General features: G+C 67.7%; 15 protein-coding genes. 5 read left to right on the top strand and 10 right to left on the bottom strand.

The genetic code is table 11. The features are described 5' to 3' along the window. Positions 1 to 39: 39 nt before the first annotated feature. Together V8201_RS06570 and V8201_RS06565 are read left to right on the top strand one after the other, a co-directional pair. Positions 40 to 3,120 carry a TonB-dependent receptor plug domain-containing protein gene (locus tag V8201_RS06570; protein ID WP_444529436.1) on the top strand — a complete coding sequence of 1,027 codons (3,081 nt, stop codon included), beginning with the start codon at positions 40 to 42 and terminating at the stop codon, positions 3,118 to 3,120. Positions 3,121 to 3,220: 100 nt separating this feature from the next. Continuing rightward, the gene (locus tag V8201_RS06565) at positions 3,221 to 3,571 is read left to right on the top strand and encodes a thiol-disulfide oxidoreductase DCC family protein (protein ID WP_336544783.1); all 351 of its coding nucleotides are present in this window, start codon (positions 3,221 to 3,223) and stop codon (positions 3,569 to 3,571) included. Between the two features lie 3 nt (positions 3,572 to 3,574). Here V8201_RS06565 and V8201_RS06560 read toward each other — a convergent pair whose 3' ends face one another. Continuing rightward, positions 3,575 to 4,768 (bottom strand): DUF2252 family protein, encoded by a 1,194-nt coding sequence (locus tag V8201_RS06560; protein WP_336544782.1) that lies wholly within the window; start codon positions 4,766 to 4,768, stop codon positions 3,575 to 3,577. Between the two features lie 152 nt (positions 4,769 to 4,920). On the opposite strand from V8201_RS06560, the gene V8201_RS06555 reads away from it, so the two are divergent. The 3 genes from V8201_RS06555 (at position 4,921) to V8201_RS06545 (ending at position 7,034) form a co-directional block, all read left to right on the top strand. Next, a complete protein-coding gene (locus tag V8201_RS06555) occupies positions 4,921 to 5,226 on the top strand; it encodes a hypothetical protein (protein WP_037530491.1) in 306 nt (101 codons plus the stop codon). A 29-nt stretch (positions 5,227 to 5,255) separates the two neighbouring features. Next, a complete protein-coding gene (locus tag V8201_RS06550; RefSeq protein WP_037530488.1) occupies positions 5,256 to 5,885 on the top strand; it encodes a hypothetical protein in 630 nt (209 codons plus the stop codon). A 132-nt stretch (positions 5,886 to 6,017) separates the two neighbouring features. Beyond that, positions 6,018 to 7,034: an MlaA family lipoprotein gene (locus V8201_RS06545; protein ID WP_336544781.1), complete on the top strand. Its 1,017-nt coding sequence runs from the start codon at positions 6,018 to 6,020 to the stop codon at positions 7,032 to 7,034. Positions 7,035 to 7,040: 6 nt separating this feature from the next. Here V8201_RS06545 and V8201_RS06540 read toward each other — a convergent pair whose 3' ends face one another. From V8201_RS06540 to V8201_RS06500, 9 genes are all read right to left on the bottom strand, one after another. Continuing rightward, positions 7,041 to 7,751, bottom strand: a complete 711-nt coding sequence (locus tag V8201_RS06540; protein WP_037530486.1) for a fatty acid desaturase — start codon at positions 7,749 to 7,751, stop codon at positions 7,041 to 7,043. Positions 7,752 to 7,758: 7 nt separating this feature from the next. Then, positions 7,759 to 8,226, bottom strand: a complete 468-nt coding sequence (locus V8201_RS06535; protein WP_037530485.1) for a sterol desaturase family protein — start codon at positions 8,224 to 8,226, stop codon at positions 7,759 to 7,761. An 89-nt stretch (positions 8,227 to 8,315) separates the two neighbouring features. Beyond that, entirely contained in the window at positions 8,316 to 10,622 is a 2,307-nt protein-coding gene (locus V8201_RS06530) for a GH92 family glycosyl hydrolase (protein WP_336544780.1), read from the bottom strand. A gap of 106 nt (positions 10,623 to 10,728) precedes the next feature. Further along, a complete protein-coding gene (locus V8201_RS06525) occupies positions 10,729 to 11,373 on the bottom strand; it encodes an energy transducer TonB (protein ID WP_336544779.1) in 645 nt (214 codons plus the stop codon). 111 nt (positions 11,374 to 11,484) lie between these two features. Beyond that, positions 11,485 to 12,600, bottom strand: a complete 1,116-nt coding sequence (locus V8201_RS06520; RefSeq protein ID WP_271300504.1) for a Gfo/Idh/MocA family protein — start codon at positions 12,598 to 12,600, stop codon at positions 11,485 to 11,487. Positions 12,601 to 12,674: 74 nt separating this feature from the next. Beyond that, a complete protein-coding gene (locus tag V8201_RS06515; RefSeq protein WP_336544778.1) occupies positions 12,675 to 14,771 on the bottom strand; it encodes a right-handed parallel beta-helix repeat-containing protein in 2,097 nt (698 codons plus the stop codon). Beyond that, on the bottom strand, positions 14,771 to 17,254 hold the full coding sequence (locus tag V8201_RS06510; protein ID WP_336544777.1) for a glycoside hydrolase family 9 protein: 2,484 nt from the start codon (positions 17,252 to 17,254) through the stop codon (positions 14,771 to 14,773). Before V8201_RS06510 ends, V8201_RS06515 begins: the two co-directional genes overlap by 1 nt. A gap of 201 nt (positions 17,255 to 17,455) precedes the next feature. After that, positions 17,456 to 20,473 carry a TonB-dependent receptor plug domain-containing protein gene (locus tag V8201_RS06505; protein ID WP_336544776.1) on the bottom strand — a complete coding sequence of 1,006 codons (3,018 nt, stop codon included), beginning with the start codon at positions 20,471 to 20,473 and terminating at the stop codon, positions 17,456 to 17,458. Between the two features lie 141 nt (positions 20,474 to 20,614). Further along, complete coding sequence (locus tag V8201_RS06500; protein WP_336544775.1) at positions 20,615 to 21,682, bottom strand: NAD(P)H-dependent flavin oxidoreductase; 1,068 nt, start codon at positions 21,680 to 21,682, stop codon at positions 20,615 to 20,617. Positions 21,683 to 22,023: the final 341 nt, after the last annotated feature.

The following is a 22,023-nucleotide window of genomic DNA, read 5'->3' as shown; positions in this document are numbered from 1 at the left end:
GCCGGAACGGTCGGCACTAGCCTGTCAGCAAGGGGATGGATGATGAGCAAGGTCTCGCGCACGCGACGGCGTTTCACGGCAATGTCGGGTAGCGCTACCAGCGCGATGGCGCTCGCGGCGATGCTGATCGCGATGCCGGCGATCGCGCAGCCGCTGGTGCAGGACCAGTCGGCGGTGCCCGATTCGACCCGCTCCGCCGACCCCGCCGCGCCCGACCAGCTGACCAAGCCGACCACCACCACCGACGGCACCGCCGACGCACCGCAGGTCGAGACGCCGGCGAGCGACATCGTCGTCACCGGGACGCGCATCACCGCCAACGGCTTCAGCGCGCCGACCCCGACGACGGTGATCGGCGAACAGCAGATCCAGCAGAACGCCCAGTCGAACATCTTCAACACCGTCGTCCAATTGCCTTCGCTGCAGGGATCGACCGGCGCGACGACGGGGACGTTCAGCACCTCGAGCGGCCAGCAGGGTCTCAGCTCGCTGTCGCTGCGCGGCCTCGGCACGATCCGCACCCTCACCCTGCTCGACGGCCAGCGTGTCATCGGCGCCAACGTCACCGGCGTGACGGACATCAGCCAATTCCCGCAATTGCTGATCAAGCGCGTCGACATCGTCACCGGCGGCGCCTCCGCCTCCTACGGATCGGATGCGGTCGGCGGTGTCGTCAACTTCATCACCGACACCCGCTTCACCGGCGTCAAGGGCAATCTGCAGACCGGCGTGACGACCTATGGCGACGATGGTCAGGTGCTGGCGCAGCTCGCAGTCGGCAAGGCGTTCGCAGGCGACAGGCTCCACGTCATCCTCAGCGGCGAATATGCCAAGGATCAGGGCGTCGGCCCGGGCAATTTCGGCGAGGACCTCGCCGGCAGCCGCGACTGGTATCGCGCCTCGACCCTGGTCGACACCGGCAACCGCGCCGGCGGCACGCCGCAATTCCTCTATCGCGACCATGCACAGGCCTATCAATATACGAAATACGGCCTGATCAGCAGCGGCCCGCTCCAGGGCACGGCGTTCGACGTCAACGGCAACCCCTTCCCGTTCCAGTACGGATCGAACGGCGTGCCGTCGAAGACCGCGGGCGGCAACGTCATCGGCTGCTATGTCGGCTTCTGCGTCGGCGGCGATCAGTCGGGCCACGTCGGCTCGGGCACGTCGCTGCAATCGGCGTTGCAGCGGATCAACGGCTATACCCGCGTCGGCTATGACATCGCGCCGGACACCGAGCTGTACGTCACCGCCAATATCGCGCAGGTCAAGACCAACAACCAGCCCAACCCCGGCGCCTCGAAGACCGGGCTGACCATCCAATGCTCCAATCCCTATCTGCCCGCGTCGATCAGCGCCGCCTGCGCCGCCAACGGCATCACCACCTTCGGCTATGGCCTCAGCAACGCGATCCTGCCGAACATCAAGGTCAACACCGATCGCCGCCAGTATCGCTTCGTCGGCGGTCTGAAGGGCAAGGCCGATCTGGTCGGGTCCAGCTGGACCTATGACATCTATTACGAGCACGGCATCAACATCACCGACATCAATGTCGACAACATCAGCCTGAACGGCCGGTACAACCAGGCGATCAACGCAACGACGCTCAACGGCCAGATCGTCTGCGCCAATGCGACGGCGCGCGCCAACGGCTGCCAGCCGATCAACATCTTCGGCGGTGCGACGCCGTCCGCCGCGGCGCTCGCCTATATTGTGCCGGAAAACGGGCCGTTCCAGCATACCCGCCAGACGCAGGATGCCGCCGCCGCCAGCATCTCGGGCACGCCGATCGACCTGTGGGCCGGTCCGCTCGCCATCGCGATGGGTGTCGAATACCGGCGTGAGGCCTATCGCGTGAATGCCGATCCGTACGGCGCCGGCGTCTCGGATATCAGCCCCAATTCGGCCGATTATCCCGCCGATCCGATCCTCAATTCGACGGTCGGCAGCAACTGGTATGCCGGCAATTACAAGAACGGCTCGGGCAAGTATCACGTCTACGAAAGCTTCCTCGAACTCAATTTGCCGATCCTCGACTCGGCGGCGCTGGGCAAGGCGAGCATCAACGGAGCGGGCCGCGCGACCAAATATTCGACCTCGGGCGTGATCTACGCGTGGAAGGTCGGCGGCACCTGGGACACGCCGCTCGACGGCCTGCGCCTGCGCGCGGTGACGTCGCGCGACGTGCGCGCGCCGAACCTGTCCGAACTGTTCGCCGCACCGACGACCACCACCGTTCCCAACTTTACCGATCCGCGCAAGACGACGGCCAATCCCAACGGGCGCCAGCTGCTGATCATCCAGAATACGATCGGCAACCCCAATCTGCGCCCCGAAACCGCGCGCAGCACCGAGGCCGGCATCGTCTATGCGCGGCCGTCGTGGCTGCCGGGGCTCAGCCTGTCGTTCGACTATTACAAGATCAAGGTCAGCGACGTCGTCTCCAGCCTGTCGGCGCAGCAGATCGTCAACCTCTGCTATATCTCCAACCTGCCGGACACCTGCGGCGCATTCAATCTCGACGTGCCGGTCGGCAGCAACCAGACCGCGTTCGTCAACGTCCAGTCGTTCAACCTCGCCTCGATCAAGACCGAGGGCTTCGACATCGAGGCGAGCTACCAGTGGCGCAATCCGCTCGGCCTCGGCGGCAATTTCACGCTGCGTGGCCTTGGCACCCATGTCATCAACTTCATCACCGATCCCGGCCTGCCCGGCACCATCCCGGTCGACAGCGCCGGCGCCAATTCGGGGGCGACGCCGAGCTGGAAGTGGCTGGCGGTCCAGACCTACGACAATGACCGGTTCAGCCTGCTCCTCCAGGAGCGCTGGTTCAGCGACGGCGTCTTCGGCAATCAATATATCGTCTGCTCAACCAACTGCCCGGTCTCGACCGCCAACAATCCGACCATCGACTACAACAAGATGAAGGGCGCCTTCTATTTCGACATCGGCGGCTCGCTCAACGTGACCAAGCAGGTCAGCATGTTCTTCAAGGTCGACAATCTGTTCGATCATGATCCGGAAGCCTCGCCGCAGACCAACACCGGGCTCGACGTCAATCCGGCGCTCTACGACACGCTCGGCCGCTTCTATCGTCTCGGCGTCCGCGCGCGCTTCTAAGCCGTTTCCCCTGCCCCCAACCTGCCCCGTCACGCCGGTCCGGCGTGGCGGGGAATTTGTGCCGGAGCAACCGGAACGGCCCGCCGTTCATTGGAAGCGGATGACCGTACCCCGCCTCACCGTCTGGCATGATGGCGCCTGCCCGTTGTGCCGACGCGAGATCGCCCTCATGCGGCGGTTCGATACGCGCGGCGCGATCCGCTTCGTCGACGCGACCGATCCCGACACCGCCTGCCCGATCGATCGCGCCGCCCTGCTCGACCGGTTCCATGCCCGCGAGGATGGCGTGCTGCTGTCGGGCGCCGCCGCCTTTGCGGCGATGTGGCGCGCGATCCCGCTGCTTCGCCCGCTCGGCCTCGTCGCCCGCCATCCGATAGCGCTGCGCTGGCTGGAGCGCGGCTATCGTCGCTTCCTGCGCTATCGCCCCCGCCTGCAACGCTGGCTCGGCTGACCGTCAGCTCGCCAGCGCATAGTCGCGGCAATGGTTTAGATAGCCCGCCTCATGCCGCCCGGCGAGGGCGACGACGCTCTCCCACAGCCAGCCCGGCGCATCGATACGCCCGCGGCGATCCGCGCCGATCACCTCTGCCCAGGCGGCGCGGCCGTCCGCATCGAGCTGGCGGGCATGCGCCTTGCCGACGACGAAGGCGAGATAGCGCGCCGCCTTGACCGCCTCGCCCGCGCTGAACTGCTCGACCTCGATCTTGAGGTCCTGCGGCGACAATTCGCGCACGAACAAGGAGCGGTCGAGCAGCCGAGTCGCGACCATCCGGCTGCCAAGGTGCGGCGACAGCGCGCGCGCCGCGGCGACGACGCGCTCCGCCTGATCGGCGGGCATGCGCGCACCGCGTGCGGCGGGCGCGATCGGCGTCGTCGCCTCCTTGAGGTCGATCAGCGCATAATCCGAGCGGCCCTTGGCGTTCTTGAGTCCGGCGAGCGCGGCGAAGCGCAGCAGGCCGAGCGAGCTGCACCCCTTCATCCAATAGGCCGCGTCGACCAGCCGGACGGTACGGTCGCGGTCCTTGTCGTCGAGCGCGAGCACCATCGCCGACACCTCGGGCGCGGCGAGCGTCTCGGCGAGCGCGGCGCGTTCGGCGGGCTCGAGCGGCCAGAACTTGCGGCCGAGCGGGATCGTCGGCTCGGTGGTGCGCAGCCGCTCCTTGGCAAGGTGCCGCCAGCGCCGGCCAAGCGCGCGGCGGCGGACGCTGCGCACCACGTCGGGTTCCGGGCCGCTGTCGCCGCTCGCCGGGTCCTGCATCGCCCGTGCATAGCCCTCGGCCATCTCCTCGATCATATGCGCGGTGGTGACGCCGGGCAGGTCCGAGCCGCGCGCCGCGGTGGCGAGCGACAGGCCCAGCCGGATCAGGTCATGCGCCGGATTGCCGATCACCGCCTGGTCGAGATCGCGGATCTGGATCGCGATGCGCCCGTCGCCATCGTTGATCGGGCCGAGATTGCCGAGATGGCAATCGCCGCAGATCCAGATCGCCGGCCCCGCCGGCACCCGTCTGGCCGCCGCCGACTCCGCCAGCCAGTCGTAGAATTTTACCGTATTGCCGCGAACATAGGCGTGGGTCGATCGCGCCATCTTGAGCTGGCGCTTGGCGTTCAGAATGGCACCGCGCTCGGCGGGCTGGGGAATGCGCATCGCGGTCCTTTGATCAGCAATAGTCTGTAACGCATGTGTCGCGGCCTTGGGTACAAAGCTACCCGACCGGCCTGACTACCAAACCTTTTCAGTAGCTTGCTTCCATTTCGCCAAGCCGCGCGTTGGGCGCCGATCGGAAGAGGAGAGTTTGCATGAAACGCTTTGTGATCGCGGCAGCCGCCATGACCCTGTGCGCCGGTGGCGCGATGGCCCAGTCCCATCAGGCAGGATCGCACAATCCGGCGGTCAAGAACGGTGCGCCGCACACCATCGCCGCGCCGGCCAAGGGCGCCAATTCCTTCACCGAAGACCAGGCGCGCGGCCGCTTCGCGAAGGCGGGCTATACCGGTGTCACCAAGCTGACCAAGCGCGACGGCCTGTGGCAGGGCAGCGCGATGAAAGGCGGCAAGCGCGCCACCGTGATGCTCGACTACAAGGGCAACATCACCGCCCGCTGACCGACGCGCTACCCTTCAGGAGAGACACCATGACCCAGACCATCACCCGCCTGTTCGACGATTATGCCGATGCGACCACCGCGGTACGCGAACTCGAATCGCTCGGCGTGTCGCACGACGACATCAGCATCGTCGCGAGCAACGCCGACAAGCGCCACGGCGAGCATGTCGAACAGGATCATGACGGTGTCGACGATCACGGCGACGTCAGCCGCGGCGTGTCGACCGGTGCGGTCGTCGGCGGTGCCGGCGGCCTGCTTGCCGGACTCGGCCTGCTCGCCATTCCGGGTCTCGGCCCGATCGTCGCCGCCGGCTGGCTCGCCGCGACCGCAGCGGGTGCCGGCATCGGTGCGGCCGGCGGCGCGGCGACCGGCGGCATCGTCGGCGCGCTCAAGAATGCGGGCCATGACGATGCCGACGCGCACGTCTATGCCGAAGGCGTCCGCCGCGGCGGCTCGCTGGTCAGCGCGCGGGTCCCGGATGATATGGTGAGCGAGGCCGAGGCGGTGCTCCAGCGCAACCGCTCGGTTGACGCGCAGACCCGCGGCGCTGCCTATCGCGACAGCGGCTGGACCGGCTTCGACGAGGCCGCCCCGGCCTATACCGCCGATCAGGTTGAAAACGAGCGCACCCGCTACACCACTGCGTCGCGACTCTGATCCGGAAAAGCGCCCGCCCGTCGGCGGGCGCTTTTTGCCCCTGTCCTCAGCTTCTTGGTGGCTTGTTAAGCGCAATTGTGGTTGATCGGCCCGCGTCCGCTATAAAGTCACGAACGCGGCTGATGGGGTTTTATGCTGAATTGGGTGGTGTGGACGACGGTTTCGGCGCTCGCCTCTGCGCCCGCCCAGCAGACACCGCCGGCACAAGTCCCGCCCGCCACCGTCCGGACCGACACCGCGCCCGTCATCGTGCCGGTCGCGCCGCAGGCCGCTCCGCCGACCCCCGATCAGGTTGCACCCGCCGATCAGGCCGCACCCGCCGTTCCGGTGCCCATGGCTGCGCCGGAGACGCCGCCGCCGGCCCTGCCGCAGACGGTGCAGCCGCTGCCTGCCGGACCGATCACCGAACCGGCCGATATCGTCATCACCGGGCGCAGCGATGCGAAGATCGATCCCTTCCGCGCCGTCAACGAACGCTCGTTCGAGGCGACCGAGGCCGTCGACAAGGCGCTGATCGCGCCGGTCGCGCGCGCGTATAAGAAAACCGCGCCCAAGCCGTTCCGCGACGGCGTCCACAACGTCCTCTACAATCTGCGCGAGCCGGTCGTCTTCCTCAACTTCCTGCTCCAGCACAAGATCGGCAAGGCGATCGAGACGGTCGGCCGGTTCGGGATCAACACCACCGTCGGCCTGCTCGGCGCGTTCGACATCGCCAAGCGCAAACCCTTCCGCCTGCCGCGCCGCGGCAATGGCTTCGCCGATACGCTCGGCTTCTACGGCGTGAAGCCGGGGCCGTTCATGTTCCTGCCGCTGGTCGGGCCGACGACGGTGCGCGACCTGTTCGGCGGCGCGGTCGACCGGCTGGTGCTGCCGCTCGCCGCCGGGCGCGTGGTGACGAAGCCCGCCTTCGTCGTCCCCGCGGCGGTGCTCGGCGTGCTCGACCATCGCGCCGAGTTCGACGACACGCTGCACGAGTTGCACGACAATGCCGCCGATCCCTATGCCAATACGCGCACCTTCTATCTCCAGCGCCGTCAGGCGGAGATCGATCATCTGCGCGGCCGCGGCACCGGCAGTTCGAGCCCGATGTCCGAAGCCCCCAAGGCGGCGATCGACGACCACGGCCGCGAGGTGAAGACCGCGCCCTGACGCCGCCTAGCGCCGCACCCGCGGCAATTGCCACCACGGCGTCTGCGGGCTGAGGTGATGTTCGTGGTGATAGGCACCGAAGTGGAAGCAGGTGGCGAGCGAGGCGAGCGGCGACAGGCCGTTGCTGCGCGCATTATGGGCATCGGCAAAGGGCGTATCGGCATGGCGGTGCGGCAGATAGGTGCCGAACAGGAAGAGCTGCGCCAGCGCGAGCAGGGCCGGCAGCGCCCAGAAGACCACGATATTGAGCAGCGACGCGCCGAGCAGCATGTAGACGATTGCCGCGACGGTGATCCGCAGAATCTGGCCGTGTGTGTAATAGCCGCGGAAGAAATGGACGAACCACGGCAGCGCACGCCGCGGCGCGCCGGCGTGGAAATCGGGATCGTGCTCGGTGCCGGGTGCGGCGTGATGCCGGTGATGCATCGGGTAGAGCGCGCGATACGACAGGCCGGCATAGGCGCCGAGGCAGGCGGTGCCGACCAGTGCATTCCACCGCCGCCGCCCCGGCGCGAAGGATCCGTGCATACAGTCATGCGCGATGATGAACAGGCCGGTGCTCAGCCATGCCTGCACCAGGATGAGCAGCGCCGCGACCGGCAGCGTCGCGGGCTGCCAGCGCCAGAAGAAAATGCCGCCGATATGGATCGCCAGCCAGCCGCCGGCGATGGCCAGCGCCAGCAGCAGGCTGGTCCGCGTCGTCGCGGCGCGGGTCATCGCCCGCTCATCGCGAATGACGTTCGGCGAGCTTGCGCTTGAGCTTCACCGGATCGGGCGCGAGCAGGAAGCCGAAGCTCACCCCGCCCTCCTTGCCCTTGACCGCATGGTGCAGCCGATGGGCCTGCAGCAGGCGCTTCGAATAGCCGCGGCGCGGCACCCAGCGCATGCCGAAACGCTGATGCACCATCATGTCGTGGACGAAGGCGTAGATGCCGCCATAGACGGTGATGCCGAGCGCCGCCCACCACAGGGGCGGCCAGCGCAGCCCGACGACGAACAGCACCAGCACGATCACCGCAAAGGTGATCGCATACAGATCATTCTTCTCGAACGCGCCCTGATGCGGCTCATGATGCGATTTGTGCCAGCCCCAGCCCCAGCCGTGCATGACATATTTGTGCGTCGCCCAGGCGAAACACTCCATGAACAGCACCATGCCGACGACTATGGCCAGCTTCTCATACCAGGCCATCGCCCACTCCCTGTCGCAGCGTATCATCGCGCGGGCTGCGACGCTCGCACCTATCTATGCGATATGCGCCCGCAGACAAGGGCGCGCGGTCATCGCGTCGAGCGTGAATAGGGGCGCGCGGCGCGGCTGTGGCCCCAGTCGCGGTCGGGCGTCGCCGCCATGCGGAAGCGCAATTCGCCGCCCGCGCGCAGCTCGGCATCGCGCAGATAGCTGCGGGTCAGCGCCTTGCCGTTGAGCGTCACCGCCGCGACATAGCGGTTCGTCGGCGACAGGCCATCGGCGACGACGGTGAAGCTCTTGCCGTCGGGCAGGCGCATCACCGCGCGGTCGACGAACGGGCGACCGATGACATATTCGTTCGATCCCGGTGCGACCGGATAGAAACCGAACGCGGTAAACACCAGCCATGCCGACATCTGCCCCAGATCGTCGTTGCCGGCGAGCCCGTCCGGCGTCGGCCTGTATTGCGAGGCGACGATCTGCGCGAGCCGCTCCTGCGTCCGCCACGGCGCGCCGGCATAGCTGTAGAGATAGGCGACGTGATGGCTCGGCTCGTTGCCGTGGATATATTGGCCGATTAGCCCGGCGATATCCTCGGCATGGCTATAGTCGAGCTTGCTCGTGTCATAGTCGAACATCGCATCGAGCTTGGCGATCGCCTTGGCGTCGCCGCCGAGCAGGCGGAACAGGCCGGCCTGATCCTGCGGCATGAACCAGCTATATTGCCAGGCATTGCCCTCTGTATAATCCGATCCGTAGTTGATCGCGGTCGGATCGAACGGCGTGCGGAACGCGCCGCTCGACAGGCGCGCGCGCAGCCAGCCGGTCTTGGCGTCGAAGCTGTTGCGCCAGTTGCCGGCGCGCGCGTCGAACCGGTCGGCGATCGCGGTCCGCCCCATCGCCCGCGCCATCCGCGCGATCGTCCAGTCGTCATAGGCATATTCGACCGTCTTCGACGCCGCTTCCGGCTCCTTGTCGATCGGGACATAGCCGTGCGCCATATAGTCGCCGAGCCCGCCATAGGGCGCATAGGTCGCGCTCGCGACCATCGCGTCGAGCGCCGCATCGGCATCGAAGCCGCGGATACCCTTCAGATAGGCGTCGGCGATCACCGGCGCGGCATGATAGCCGATCATCGTCCAGGTCTCGCGCCCGGCGAACTGCCACACCGGCAGGATGCCGTCGGGGCTATGCGCGCGGCTGGCGACGAGCGAGCGGACGACGTCGACCGTGGTCTGCGCCGGCTGGATCAGCGTCAGCAGCGGATGTTCGGCGCGGAACGTATCCCATAACGAGAAGGTCGACCGGAAGGTGAAGCCCTCCGCCTTGTGCACCTGATCGTCCGGCCCGCGATATCGGCCGTCCGCATCGCTCCACACGCTCGGCGCGAGCAGGGCATGGTAGAGCGCGGTATAGACGGTGCGGCGCATCGGCGCGGGCGCGTCGATCGCCACCGCGCCGAGCGCGTCGTTCCACGCCGCGGTCGTGGCGGCGCGGATCGCGTCGAAATTCCCCGGCTCGGCGGCGAGATTGGCGACCGCGGCATCCTCGTCGACGCCAGATAAGGCGACCCTGACCTCGAGCGGCGCGGCAAGCGAACCGAAATCGAGCCGCGCCTCGAGCGCCCGCCCCAGCTTTTCCGCGAGCGCCTCGCTGCCCCGCCCCGGCCCCTGGAAGCCCTTGTACGGCACGGCGGTATCACGATCGACGAAGGCATGGTCGGTGAGCGGTGCGGAAAAATGCATCGCGAAGAAGAGCTTGCGCCCCGGCGCCCAGCCGCGCGTCTCGCGAAAGCCGGTGAGGATGCCGTCGCCGCGCAGATGCAGCCCCGACCACAGGATCTTGCCCGGATAATGGTAGAGCGACGAGCGCAGGTCGATGACGAGATGCGCGGCGCTGCCCGCCGGGAAGCGATAGCGATGCACGCCGATCCGCGTCCCCGCGGTCAGCTCGGCGCGGATACCGCTGTCGGCGAGCGTCACCGCATAATAGCCGGGCCGCGCCGTCTCGCTGGCGTGATCGAAGCGCGACCGATAACCCGATCCCGGCCGCGCCGGATCGCCGGGATCGAGCCGCACCGTCCCCGCCATCGGCATCACCAGCACGTCGCCGAGATCGGAATGGCCGGCACCCGAGAAGTGGGTGTGGCTGAACCCCTGGATCGTCGGGTCCTCATAGCGATAGCCGGCGGCATGGCCGTAGCAGGCGCGGATCTCGCAGCCGGTATCGGTATCGGGCGACAGCTGCACCATGCCGAACGGCGCGGTGGCGCCGGGAAAGGTATGCCCTTCCCCCGCGGTGCCGATCAGCGGATCGACCGCGTCGACCGGTGCGCCGGCGGTCTGCGCGAAAGCGGGCGCGGCGGCGAGCATGGCGATGGATAAAAGGTAACGCATCGCGTGAGTTAAGCAGGTGCGGTGGCGCGGCGGAAGCCCTCCGATCGTCAGCGCCTCTGATCGACGCGCCACCGTCCGCCCGACAGCGTGCGGCGGTGGCAGACGATCACCGCGGCGCGGTCGTCTCGCCCGGCTGGACGAGATAGCTTGCCGTCAGATAGCGGACGGCCACCGGCGCCACGTCCGACGTTGCGGCCTTCGGCGGGGTCACGGTCAGGATGGTCCTGATATAGGTGCACGCCGCGCGATCCGCCGCGCCGCTGCCGCTCGTCGTAGTGACATCGCAGCGCGCAACACGCCCGCTCGCGTCGAACAGCAATCGCGCCTTGACCGGATCACGATACTCGGGTGGCAGCGTCTTCACCAGCAGCGGCACGGACATCAACGTACTGGGCTGATGGTCTTCGACACCCCAACTCGTTCCGGCCCGGAACTCGGCAGCGATCAGCTGGCCGGTCGCATCGGTTGCCCCAGTGAACCGCGCCCGCTTGACGTAGACGGCGCAGGTCTTCCTATCGAGTGTTGGTGATCCGCTGCTTTCCGTAACGGCGCAGCCAGAAATGCTACCTTGTGCCGTCACCTGCAGGACGATCGAGGTGATGCCATATTCGCGCCGACGCAACGCCTCTTCGGGATAATCCGAATATGTGATGACATCCTCGGCATTGCGCAATTGTGGCGCCACAGCCGCGGTGGCGGGTGAGACGGATTGGGCAACCATCGACCCCGCGGCGAAAAGAAGCTCGATCAACGCGCGCGCACCCCCGTGGGGAACGATGTGCCCCAACACGGAGGTGCATGCAATCCGGGCGGCCCGATGGCGGGTCGCCCACCGATCCAAGGGGACCGGAGCCCTGCCCCGTTACGCCGACTGGGGTATCACGCTGATCAGCTCGTCCTCGCCCGGTTCCTTCGCCGGCTTGAGCGTCAGCGCCTGCTTCGGGTCGATGCGGCGATCGCGGGTGCGCGGCGGCAGCGTCACCGTCTCGCCCGTCTCGAGCGAGCGTTCGACCGCGGCGAGGACGTGCATGTCGAGCAAGCCTTCCTCCCCATTCGCCTCCGGTTCGCGATCATTGAGGATACAGTCGGAGAAATATTGCGTCTCGTTGCCGAACTGCTCGACCGGATCGAAGCTGTGCGTCTTCTCGCCATCCTCGGTCTTCTCGACATAGCGGATGCCGACCTTGGGACCGAACATGAAGGCGGGCGAGGCGTAGATGCTCGCGCGCGTGCCGACCAGCTCGAAGAATTCGGCGGAGGCGGTGGCGTAGCTGACGGTGAATTGCGCGAGCCGTTCACCGGGGAAGGTCAGCGTCACCGCGACGGTATCGTGGAAGTTGAAGCCGCGGTTGGGCGTCTTGGTGCCGACGGCATGGACCGCGATCGGCTCGAGCGAGAAGAGGTTGCGCGCGGCGTTGAGCGGATAGGTGCCCATGTCGGGCACCGGCCCGCCCCAATAGCCGTTGTGGCCGCGCGAATTGGCCTCGGCGACATTCTGGCAGAAGGCCGAAACGAAGCTGCGCAGCTCGCCGAATTCCTTGCCGCGCGCGCGCGCGACCATCTCGACCGTGCCGGGCTCGTGGTGCAGGCGATAGGCGATCATCAGCTTGGCGCCGCTCTTCTTCTGCGCGGCGAGGATCTGCTCGGCCTCCTCGACGCTCGATGCCATCGGCTTTTCGAGCAGCACGTGGATGCCCGCTTCCAGCGCCGGCACCGCATATTGCATGTGGAGGAAGTTGGGCGTCGCGACATAGACGGCGTCGATCTCGCCCGACCGCAGCAGTTCGTCATATTGCTCGTAGGTATAGGCTTTGAGCTTATACTGTTTGGCGAGCTTGTCGGCCTTGACCGGATCGCCGGTGACCAGCGCGACCATCTCCGAATTGTTGGTGCGCGCGACGCCGGGCATGAATGCCTGCTGCGAGATCTGGCCGCCGGCGACGACGGCGTAGCGCACCTTCTTGGTGAGTCCGAACATAATCGGCCTTTCGTATCGATCAGGGGGGATGCGCGACGAACGAAGCGTCCGCGCGATTGTTGCACCCCCTGTCGTTATCGCGCCGCCGCCGGCTGGACGCCGCTCCTGTCGATCACCGCCTTCGCCGCGGCCGGCCAGGCGTCGCCGGTCACCGCGACATTCGCCTCGGCGCGATTGTCGAGATAGTCGGTCCAGCCGCCCTGCAACCGGCCCGAATTATACCAATTGCCGGTGGCGCGATTGTCCATCGCGGTGCGCCGCGGCGCGATATGGTCCTGCGAATTGAGCGTCAGCCAGACGCCGCCGACGCGATCGATGACGTTGTTGCGGACGGTGACGTAGCGCGAGCCTTCGTCGAGATAGATGGCGATGCCGCCCGATCCGGCGACATCGGCGACGTAATTCTCGGCGATCAGCGCGCCGGGATCGGCGGACAGATGGTAGATCGCGCCGCCGTCGGGAAACCATTGTTTGACGCGGGCGACGCGGTTGCCGACGATCACCGTGTCGCGCAACGTCGTCGGCGTGTCATAGACCCGATTGCCCGGCGCGTCGTAATAGCCGCGCTGGCCGCGCCAGTATTCGGCGCTGCCGCCGGGATCGTTCGTCCCCCAGCCCCAGCCGACGTCGATGCCGTCATAGGGGGCGTCGGACACGTCGTTGTTCATGATGATCGTGCCCGAGGCATAGGTCACCAGGATCGCCGACTGTTCCTTGTAATCGCGCGAGACGTGGCTGATCCGGTTGTTGCGGATGACGATATCGCGCAGCCCCATCTCGGGCCGCTGCGGGTGATGCGCATCGGGCTGCACCCCGCCGACCATGATCGCGCCGCCGGCGAGATCGGTAAAGGCGCTGCGCGTCACCTCGATCGCGCTGGCGCCGAGGCCGATGCCGGCATCGTTGGCGTCGGGATTGTTGCCGATGCCGAGCGCGACCTGGCCGAGCTGCGCGAACCGGTCGTCGTCGAAGACGATGCGCCGCGCCGCCGCGACCTGTACCGCGGCGGGCTGCTGGCGGAAGCGGTTACGCATCGCCTCGAACGGGCGGCAGCCCCAGCTGCAGTCGCGGATCGGATCGGCGGGATAGTCGGGCAGCTCGCCGGACAGATAGGATCCGCTCTGCTGGCTGGCATAGCCCTCGGCACTCGCCGGTTGCAGCCAGCTCGTATCGCTGAATGAAAGGCCGCGGAATTGCAGGTCGGCGACGGGACGGTCGTGGCTCCCGGCGATCGACAGCAGGGATTCGAGCCGCGGCATCACCACCGCGGTGCGCGCCATCGCCTCACCGGCGCGCGGCTTGTAATAGAGGCGACCGGCGGCGGGGTTGGCGTAGAATTGGCCGGGCTCGCGCAGGAAGGCGAGCGCATTGACCAGGAACAGCCGCGCCACCTCGGCCGACACCGGCCGCGCCAGCGTGTCATAGCCGACCAGATTGTTGCGCCAGCCGGGCTGCTGCATGACGATGCGGTCGCCCTCGATCCGCTCGACCATCGCATGGCGATGCGTGAACCAGCTCATCCCCTCGACCGCGATCCGGCGCTGATCGGGCAGTTGCGCGAGCGCCCGCCACGCCGGATCGGTGATCGTCAGCCCGGCCGGCGTGAAGGCGACTGCGGCGCGCGGGATCTCGATCGCGGCGCGGCTGGCGAGCCGGCCCGCGACGCTGAGCTGCAAGGGATCGCTGCCGCGCGGGATCGCCGCGACCCAGATGTCGCGACCGCGGTCGGCGCGCGTCCAGCCGGTGACCGGCACGCCGCCCGACACGGTCGGATAGGCGCCCGCCGCGCCTTCCCAGCGCACGGTATAGCCGTTCTGCCCGCCGTCATCGGCGGTGAAGCGCAACGGCGCGGCGAGCCGGTAGGCACCGGCGGCGATCCGCACGGTGACATCGTGATCGCGGTTGAGCCGCCGCACCGCCGCCTGCGCGCGCAGCAGCGTCGCGAAGGGATGCGCGGCCGAACCGTCGCCGTCGTCACTGCCGGTGCCGGCGACGTGGAGGACGACCGGCACCGGATCGGGCCGGTTGGGGATGACGATGCGGTGCGGCGCATCGGAGGGGATTGGCGGCGCCACCCGCGGCAGCACCGGCCCGACAGGCAACTGCGCGGCGGCGGCGGGTGCGAGCGCGATTCCCACCGCCGCGACCAGTCCGCCACCGCGGCGCCGCATCACTGCGTCTCGGCCGCGACCACCGCCGCCGCCCGCGCGGCGAGGATATAGGCGGAGGTGGTGCTGACGGTATATTCGTTCTCGAACCACAGGAACGGCCAGTCGGTCTTCGCCTCCGGATAATCGGGTTTGACGATCAGCACGCCCGGCACCATCCCGCCCGGGATGAAGCTGTAATCTGCGCGGTTATGGCCATAGCCGATCAGCTTCGACGCGGTGCCGACGGTCGAGACCAGCGACAGGTTGTTGGCGGGGTGGCGCCCCAGCACATAGTCGATCGCGTTGAGCGTGTAGGCGGTGCCGACGATCTCCGGAAACGCCTTGTGCAGCAGGTACATGGTCGTGCCGAAGCTGACCACCTGGTTCGATCCCGCCCACGATCCGTCGCTGATCGGCACGCCGAACGGATTGGCGGTCATCGGCCCGTCCGCCTTGGCCTTCATGTCCTGCACCAGCGGTACCAGCGCGGCGCGATAATTCGCGTCCATCAGCGGGATCGCCCGCACCGCCGCACCGGCGAGCCATGGGAAGTTCTGCGCGATCACCGGCTGCAACTGGCGCAGGCGATCGGCATAGACGCGATCGCGCGTGGTGAGCAGCAGCTCGACCGTCGCGACGACATTGGCCGCCTCCGCCGAGCGCGGCGACGAGGAATCGTCGCGGCCGTCGCCGGCCTTGACCACCCCGCCCTGCTGCTTGCTCCACAGCACCTTGGCCGCGGCGAGCGCCTCGCCCGCCATCTTCGGGTCGCTGCCGGCGAGCGCCCGGCTGGCGGCGGCAAGCCCGCCCGCGACGGCGAGGTTGTTGGCGGGCAGATCGGTGGTGAAGGCCCAGCGATCGTCGGGCGTGCCCGAGGCATTGCCCTTGATTTCGTCCTTGCCGAGCTTCGCGTCATAGAGCCGGTTGTCGGTCTGCGACCCGGCATCGCCGAGATGCGCGTACTGGCGCAGCGACGGATCGACGATGCCGACGATGGCGTGTCCGAACACCTTGTATTGCGCGAGCAATTGCAGCGTGCCGTGGCGGATCTGCTGGACCGCATCCTCGATGCCGTCGGGCCTGCGGATCTCGACCTTGCGCGCCGCCTCGTCGATGCTCGTCTCGTCCCAGTCGAGCCCGAACAATTCGCGCGCCCAGACCAGATCGCGCGTCACCGCGGCATTCTCGGGCGTCTGGATGTCGTAATCGCCGGCGTCCTGCCAGCCGCCGACCGCGAGGCCGGGGATATGCTCGCCCGCCTTGAACGGCGAATCGAGGTTCGGCCCCATCTTGTAACCGTCGAAATGGGTGATGTTGGGCGGCGCCTGCCGCGCGTCGTCGAGATGCGAGGGCGACGACCAGACGCGATATTGTTCGCGGATGCCGACGTGATCCATCTGTTCGGCGATGAACGTGTCGAGCGAGGTCTGCCACAGCCGCTGATAGGCGTCGGGCGCGATGCGGAACGGGTTGGTGGTGCGGCCGGCATAGCGGATCGCATAGAGGCCCGGCTCGCGCACCGACGAAAAGTCGAAGGCGGCATAGTCGTAGCGCGTCCAATGGCCGCGCGTCTGGGTGCGCGCGCGCAGCACCGACTGCGTGCCGTCGGCGGTGAGGCGGACCAGCTCCGCCTCGGCCGGCGCCTTGAAGTTCGGGTCGAGCTCGATCAGCGCGACCTTGGCGCGGCCGGGCGTATAGCCCGCCTGGTTGAACGAAACGACCGGATCGCGCGTCCAGTTCTTCACGACATTGGGCCGGACGTGCCAGACCACCGCATCCTTCTGCGCGCCCGGCGCGATCAGCGATCGGACGACGAACCAGCCGTTCTGCGCCCGCGCCCGTGCATCATAGAGGTCGAGCCGGCCGGTGTCGGAGGTGATGCTGACGCGGGTCAGCGGGTCCTCGGGCGACAGCGTGATCGTCTTGGTAGCGCTCCCGAGCGGCAGCGGATCGCCCGATCCGTCCTTGGCCATCGGCCCGGTCGGGTGGCGCGGGAACAGCCCCGGCGCCGTATCGGTCAGATAGGTCTTGCCGAAATAGGCGGAGGGCAGGAAATCGAGGTTGAAGCCCGCCTTGCCGGCCAGCGCCGCAGGCAGCGGCTGATCGAGGTCGACGGCGATGCGGAAGCCGCCCGGCTCGGCGGTGACCTTGACGCTATAGGCGAGCTGCTGCTGCTTGAACGCCGAGCGGACGACGACCTGATTGGGTTCGTTGCCGAGGCTGCGGCTGACGAATTCGGGCACCGGCGCCCATTGTTCGGGCGTGCGGTCGAGCCGCACCGCGCCGTCGGTGGCGATCCGCTCGCCGTGCAGCACCATCTGGATGCCGGCATTCTTCTCGTCGAAGAAGATCGGGCTGAAGTGGTTCTGGTCGACGATGACGGTGAGGCCCTGCGTCTCGAGCGTCTCCGCCGGCGTGACGGTCAGCGTCTGGGCATGGCCGATGCCGACGAGCATCGCGGCGCTCGCCACGCCAAGCAACAGGGTCCGGTTCCATCGGGTCACAGGCATCGTCTCCACTGGGTGCCGGTCTGCCGCCGGCGGTGCGAGCCGGGGAGTATCCCCAAGCCCTTGTTTTCCCGAAGCTTATCGATAGCGCTACCATCCGACAACCGGTGATTGCGCCCTCGCCCCACTGCCGGGCGACAAAAAAGGGCGGCCGCCGCAGCGACCGCCCCCTTTTGCGTGGCAGGTTGATGATCTCGCTCAATAAGCGATGCGCACACCCGCATAATAGCGGCGGCCAAGCGGGTCGTAGGTGCCCGCATCGGTGTCCTGCCCCGCCGAGCTGCTGACGTCTGCGAGGTACGGCGGCTTGTTGTCGAGCAGATTGTCGCCGCCGACAAAGAACTCGAACTTGTCGTTGGTGCGGAAGCGCAGCTGCGAATCGAGGTAGAATTGCGGGCGGACGCGAACCCGCGGGTCGGACCCCGGCCGCTCACCGGTGAACTGATCGTCGACGCTCGCCTGGCCGAGCCAAGTCCCCGTCATCGTCAGGCCGACGCCACCGAGATCGTAAGAGCCGTTGATGGTGAACCGGTCACGCGATGCACCGATCTCCCCCGCGAAATAGTCGCGCGACGATCCCGGCACCGGCACCGTGTAGCCGGAGATGAGATGCGTGTACGACCCGTGCAGGTTCAACGTACCGGCAAGACCCCAGTCGGTGAGATTCTGACGCCAGGTCACCGTCGTGTCGACGCCCGACGTCTTGGTCCCGCCGCTGTTGCGATAGGTGGTGTTGACCTGATCGATCGAGCCGGCGCTGTTGCCGCCCTGCGCGGCGGCGCGGCGCACCACCTGGGTGCAGTAATCCTGGTTGCCCTGATCATAGCATTGCGACAGCGTGAACTGCAGCGGCGTGAAGATGATCGCATCGCGGATCCGCACGTTGAAGTAATCGACCGTCAGGACGAGGTTGCGCAGCGCGCTGACCGAACGGGGGTTGATCACCACGCCGGCAGTGAAGCTGTCGCTCTTTTCTTCCTGCAGGTTGATGTTGCCGCCGCCGAAGCTCGTGATGCCCTGGCGATCGCTCTGATTGACGGTGAACGTCCCGTTGTTGGCGGCGATGTTGGCGCGAACGCCCGCTGCGGCGAGACACTGGGTCGCCAAGGTGCCCGTCGAGGCCAGCGTCACGCCGGTGCAGGGATCGAGCAGGCCGCTCGGAAAGTCCTGCTGCGCGGGCTGGAACAGCTCGTTGATATTGGGCGCCCGGACCGATCGCGCCGCAATCACGCGGAAGCGGACGTCCTGCACCGGCGCCCACTCGCCGCCGTAGTTATAGCTGACCGTGGTGCCGACCGTCGAATAGTCGGACACGCGAACCGCGCCACGCAAGCTGAGCGAGTGGAAGAACGGCCGGTCCTGCAACAGCGGCACGATCGCCTCGCCGAACCCTTCCCACAAGTGGAAGCGGCCGCTGGTCGCGGGCAGCGCATTGTTGCCGTTCAGACCCTGCTGCGTCAGCAGGTCGAAGGAGTTGCTGCTGGTTTCGCGGCGATATTCCGTGCCGATGTTGACGCCGACCGGATCGGCACCGAACACCGAGAAGAGCTTGCCAGTGACGTTGCCGCCGAACACGGTCTGCGTCACCTTGGCATCGAGGAAGGTCGGCGCGGCAAGATATCCCGCCGCGGGCGCCAAGGTGCCGATGCCGAAGATGTTGGCGGGAACGCAGCCGGCCGCGCGCGCCGCCGGATCGGCGCAGACCACCTGGCCGGTCGCCGGATCGGTATAGGCGTTGAGCGCCTGCTGGAAGCGCAGCGTGTTGAACTGGCCCGTCCCGTCCTGATGCTCCTTGCTCTGGCCGTAGATGCCGTAAAGCTCATAGCCCCAGCGATCGCCGGCGAACTTGCCGGTCAGGCCGCCGGCGATGCGGAACAGATCGCGGTCCGCCGAACTCGTCCGGTTGCCGAAGTCGGCAAGCCGACGATCGAAGCTGATGTCACGCAGCCCGTCGCCATCGGTATCGGTCGCCGCGTTGAAGATCGCGTCCGGTACATATGGGTTGCGATAGGTGACGCCGCCGACGACCGTCTGGATCGGCACCCGGCCGCTGGCCCCGACGACATTGAAGGTGGAATCGAGCGGGAACGGCTCGATCACGGTGTTGACCTTGGTCTTGGCGTAATTGCCCTCGACCCACAGGTTCGCGGCCGGCGATACTTCGAAGGTCGCACGACCGGCAGCGACGTACCGCTCGACCGGCACCGCAAGATAACGGTAGTCGGACCGGTTGAAGCCGCCGCAGCTGATGTCGCTGCAATTGACGAGCGAACCCGTGTTGTAGCTGAAGGTCTGGTCGCCGGCGAAGACACGGCCGCCCGGCGCATAGCTCGACAGAGTCGGGCGGGCCGGCGTGAACAGATCGCCAAGATCGCCGGTCAGGTTCGTGAGGCTGGTCGAATCGACCGCACTCGAACCGCCCTCGGTCGACCGGTCGCGCTTCAGCACCGTGCCCTGCTTCGAATAGCTGCCGAACAGCATGATGTTGCCGCGGCCGTCGGCGAAATTCTTGCCGCCGAGCAGGCTGATCTGACGGTCGAAGCCATCGCCGCGCTGCGAGATGCCGACCTGACCATCCGCCTGGAGGCCTTCGTAATTCTTCTTGTAGATGATGTTGACCACGCCCGCGACCGCGTCCGAGCCGTAGACCGCGGAGGCGCCGCCGGTCAGCACGTCGACGCGGTCGATGAACTGCGTCGGGATGACGTTGAGGTCGACCGCCTGGCTGCCCGGCTGGCCCGAGACGAAGCGGCGGCCGTTGACCAGCACCAGCGTGCGATCCTCGCCGAGGTTGCGCAAATTGACCGTCGCGGCGCCGGCGCCCTGCGTCGCGAACGACGAATTGGTGCGGCTGATGCCGGGCGTGCCGAACGCCGGATTCTGCAACAGCACTTCCTGGACGTTGATCGCGCCCTGCTGCTGGATCTGCTCGGCGCCGATCACCTGCAACGGCGAGGCGCTGGCGGCGGCGGGCGAGGCGATGCGCGAGCCGGTGACGACGATGTCCCCGCCCGGCGCCGGCGCGCCCGGCGCGGTCGCATCGTCGCCGGCGGGGGTGACGCCGGTCGCGGCGGGGCTCGCCGCCTGATCGTTGGTGGTGTCGGCGGGGGTGCCCTGCGTCGGCAGCGCGCTATCCTGCGCCTGGGCCGGCACGGCGAATACGGCGCCGACGAGCAAAGTGGTGGCAAGGAGGCGGTGACGATACGCTGCTAACATGAGATACCCTGTGCACTGGAAGGACAACGAGTCTGTCCTGCTGCCGCGCAGCTAACCGGCCAGGGCGCCTGATGTAATCGTAAATGTCAGCGCGTTTCAAAATGTTGCGGTATGTTGCAAAGAAGTGACATTGACATTGTCCTATGCAGGCGACTCACGTCCCGCGCCGGCCGCATGCCATTCCCGCCGTAGCGTCGCGACCAGGTCGGCGGCCGGCATCGCCCGCGCGAGCGGCGCACCCTGCCCCGCCCAATGCGCGCCATAACCATGCTCGCCGTGGGCTCGGGCGACTGCGTGAAGCGCCTTCCCGGCGGCATAAGCGATCGGATAGTCGGGCGGCGCGACGTCCGGCTCGAACGCGGTGAACCGATTGGCCAGCGCGCGTGCCGGCCGCCCCGAGATATGCGTCGTCAGCCGCGTATGCCACGCCCCCTCGCCCGCCAGCGCGGCGCGATAGCCCTCGTCCGCCGCCGATTCCGGACAGGCGACGAAGGCGGTGCCGAGCTGTGCCGCCACCGCGCCGAGCGCACAGGCGGCGGCGATGCCCGCGCCGTCCATCAGACCGCCGGCGGCGATCACCGGCAGCCCGCCGTCGCGGACCAGCAACCGGGTCAGCGCGACGGTGCCGAGCGCATCGTCCGGCGCGGCGGGATCGAAGCTGCCGCGATGGCCGCCCGCCTCGATCCCCTGCGCGACGACGGCGTCGATCCCCGCCGCCTCGATCGCGCGCGCTTCGGCAAGGCTGGTCGCGGTGGCGAGCAGCACGCTGCCCGCCGCGCGCAACGCCGCGATCGCCGCCGCGGGCGGCAGGCCGAAATGGAAGCTGACCACCGGCGGCGCGGTCTCGACCAGCATCGCGAGCATCTCCACATCATCGGCGAAGCTGCGATACGGCGAATGCAAACGCGCGGGGGGCTCGGCGTCATAGGCGGCGAAGACCGGCGCCAGCGCGGCGAGCCACGCCGCCTCGCGGGCCGCAGCCGCGTCGGGCGTGCGGTGGACGAACAGATTGACGGTGAACGGCCGATCGGTCGCGGCGCGTATCGCGTCAATCATCGCGCGGGCCCCGGCGGCATCGGTCGCGCCGACGCCGATCGATCCCAGCGCACCCGCCTCGCTTACCGCGGCGGCGAGCGCGGGCGTCGCCACCCCCGCCATCGGTGCCTGGATCAGCGGCACCGAGCAGCCGAACCGATCGAACCACGTCATCGCTCGTCCTCCCGCACTTGCCGGTCGCGGTTATCATCGCGGGTGCGCTAGCGCCATGCATCGACGCGGGTGCGGTGCCAACCGTCTGCCACCATGGGAATCTCAACGACGTGTGCGCGCCCCTCGACCAATCGTCACCCCGGGCGTGTTCCGGGGTCCACTGCGCCGCGCAATCAACGGCTTGTGCTTTTGCCGAACCGTGGATGCGGGAACGGCTCCGGCATGACGAGGGAGCGCCGCCGTGGCCACGTACCAATCTGCAACGGGCACCCCGCTGACCCACGGCCGCCACCGCCAGGATGCGGACGATTGTCTTACAGCATGCCATCGCCGGGGGAAGC

This window comes from Sphingomonas kyungheensis, from assembly GCF_037120395.1.
Lineage (GTDB): Bacteria > Pseudomonadota > Alphaproteobacteria > Sphingomonadales > Sphingomonadaceae > Sphingomonas > Sphingomonas kyungheensis.
Note: the sequence above shows the minus strand (reverse complement) of the source record. Positions and strands in the feature narration are given on the sequence as shown.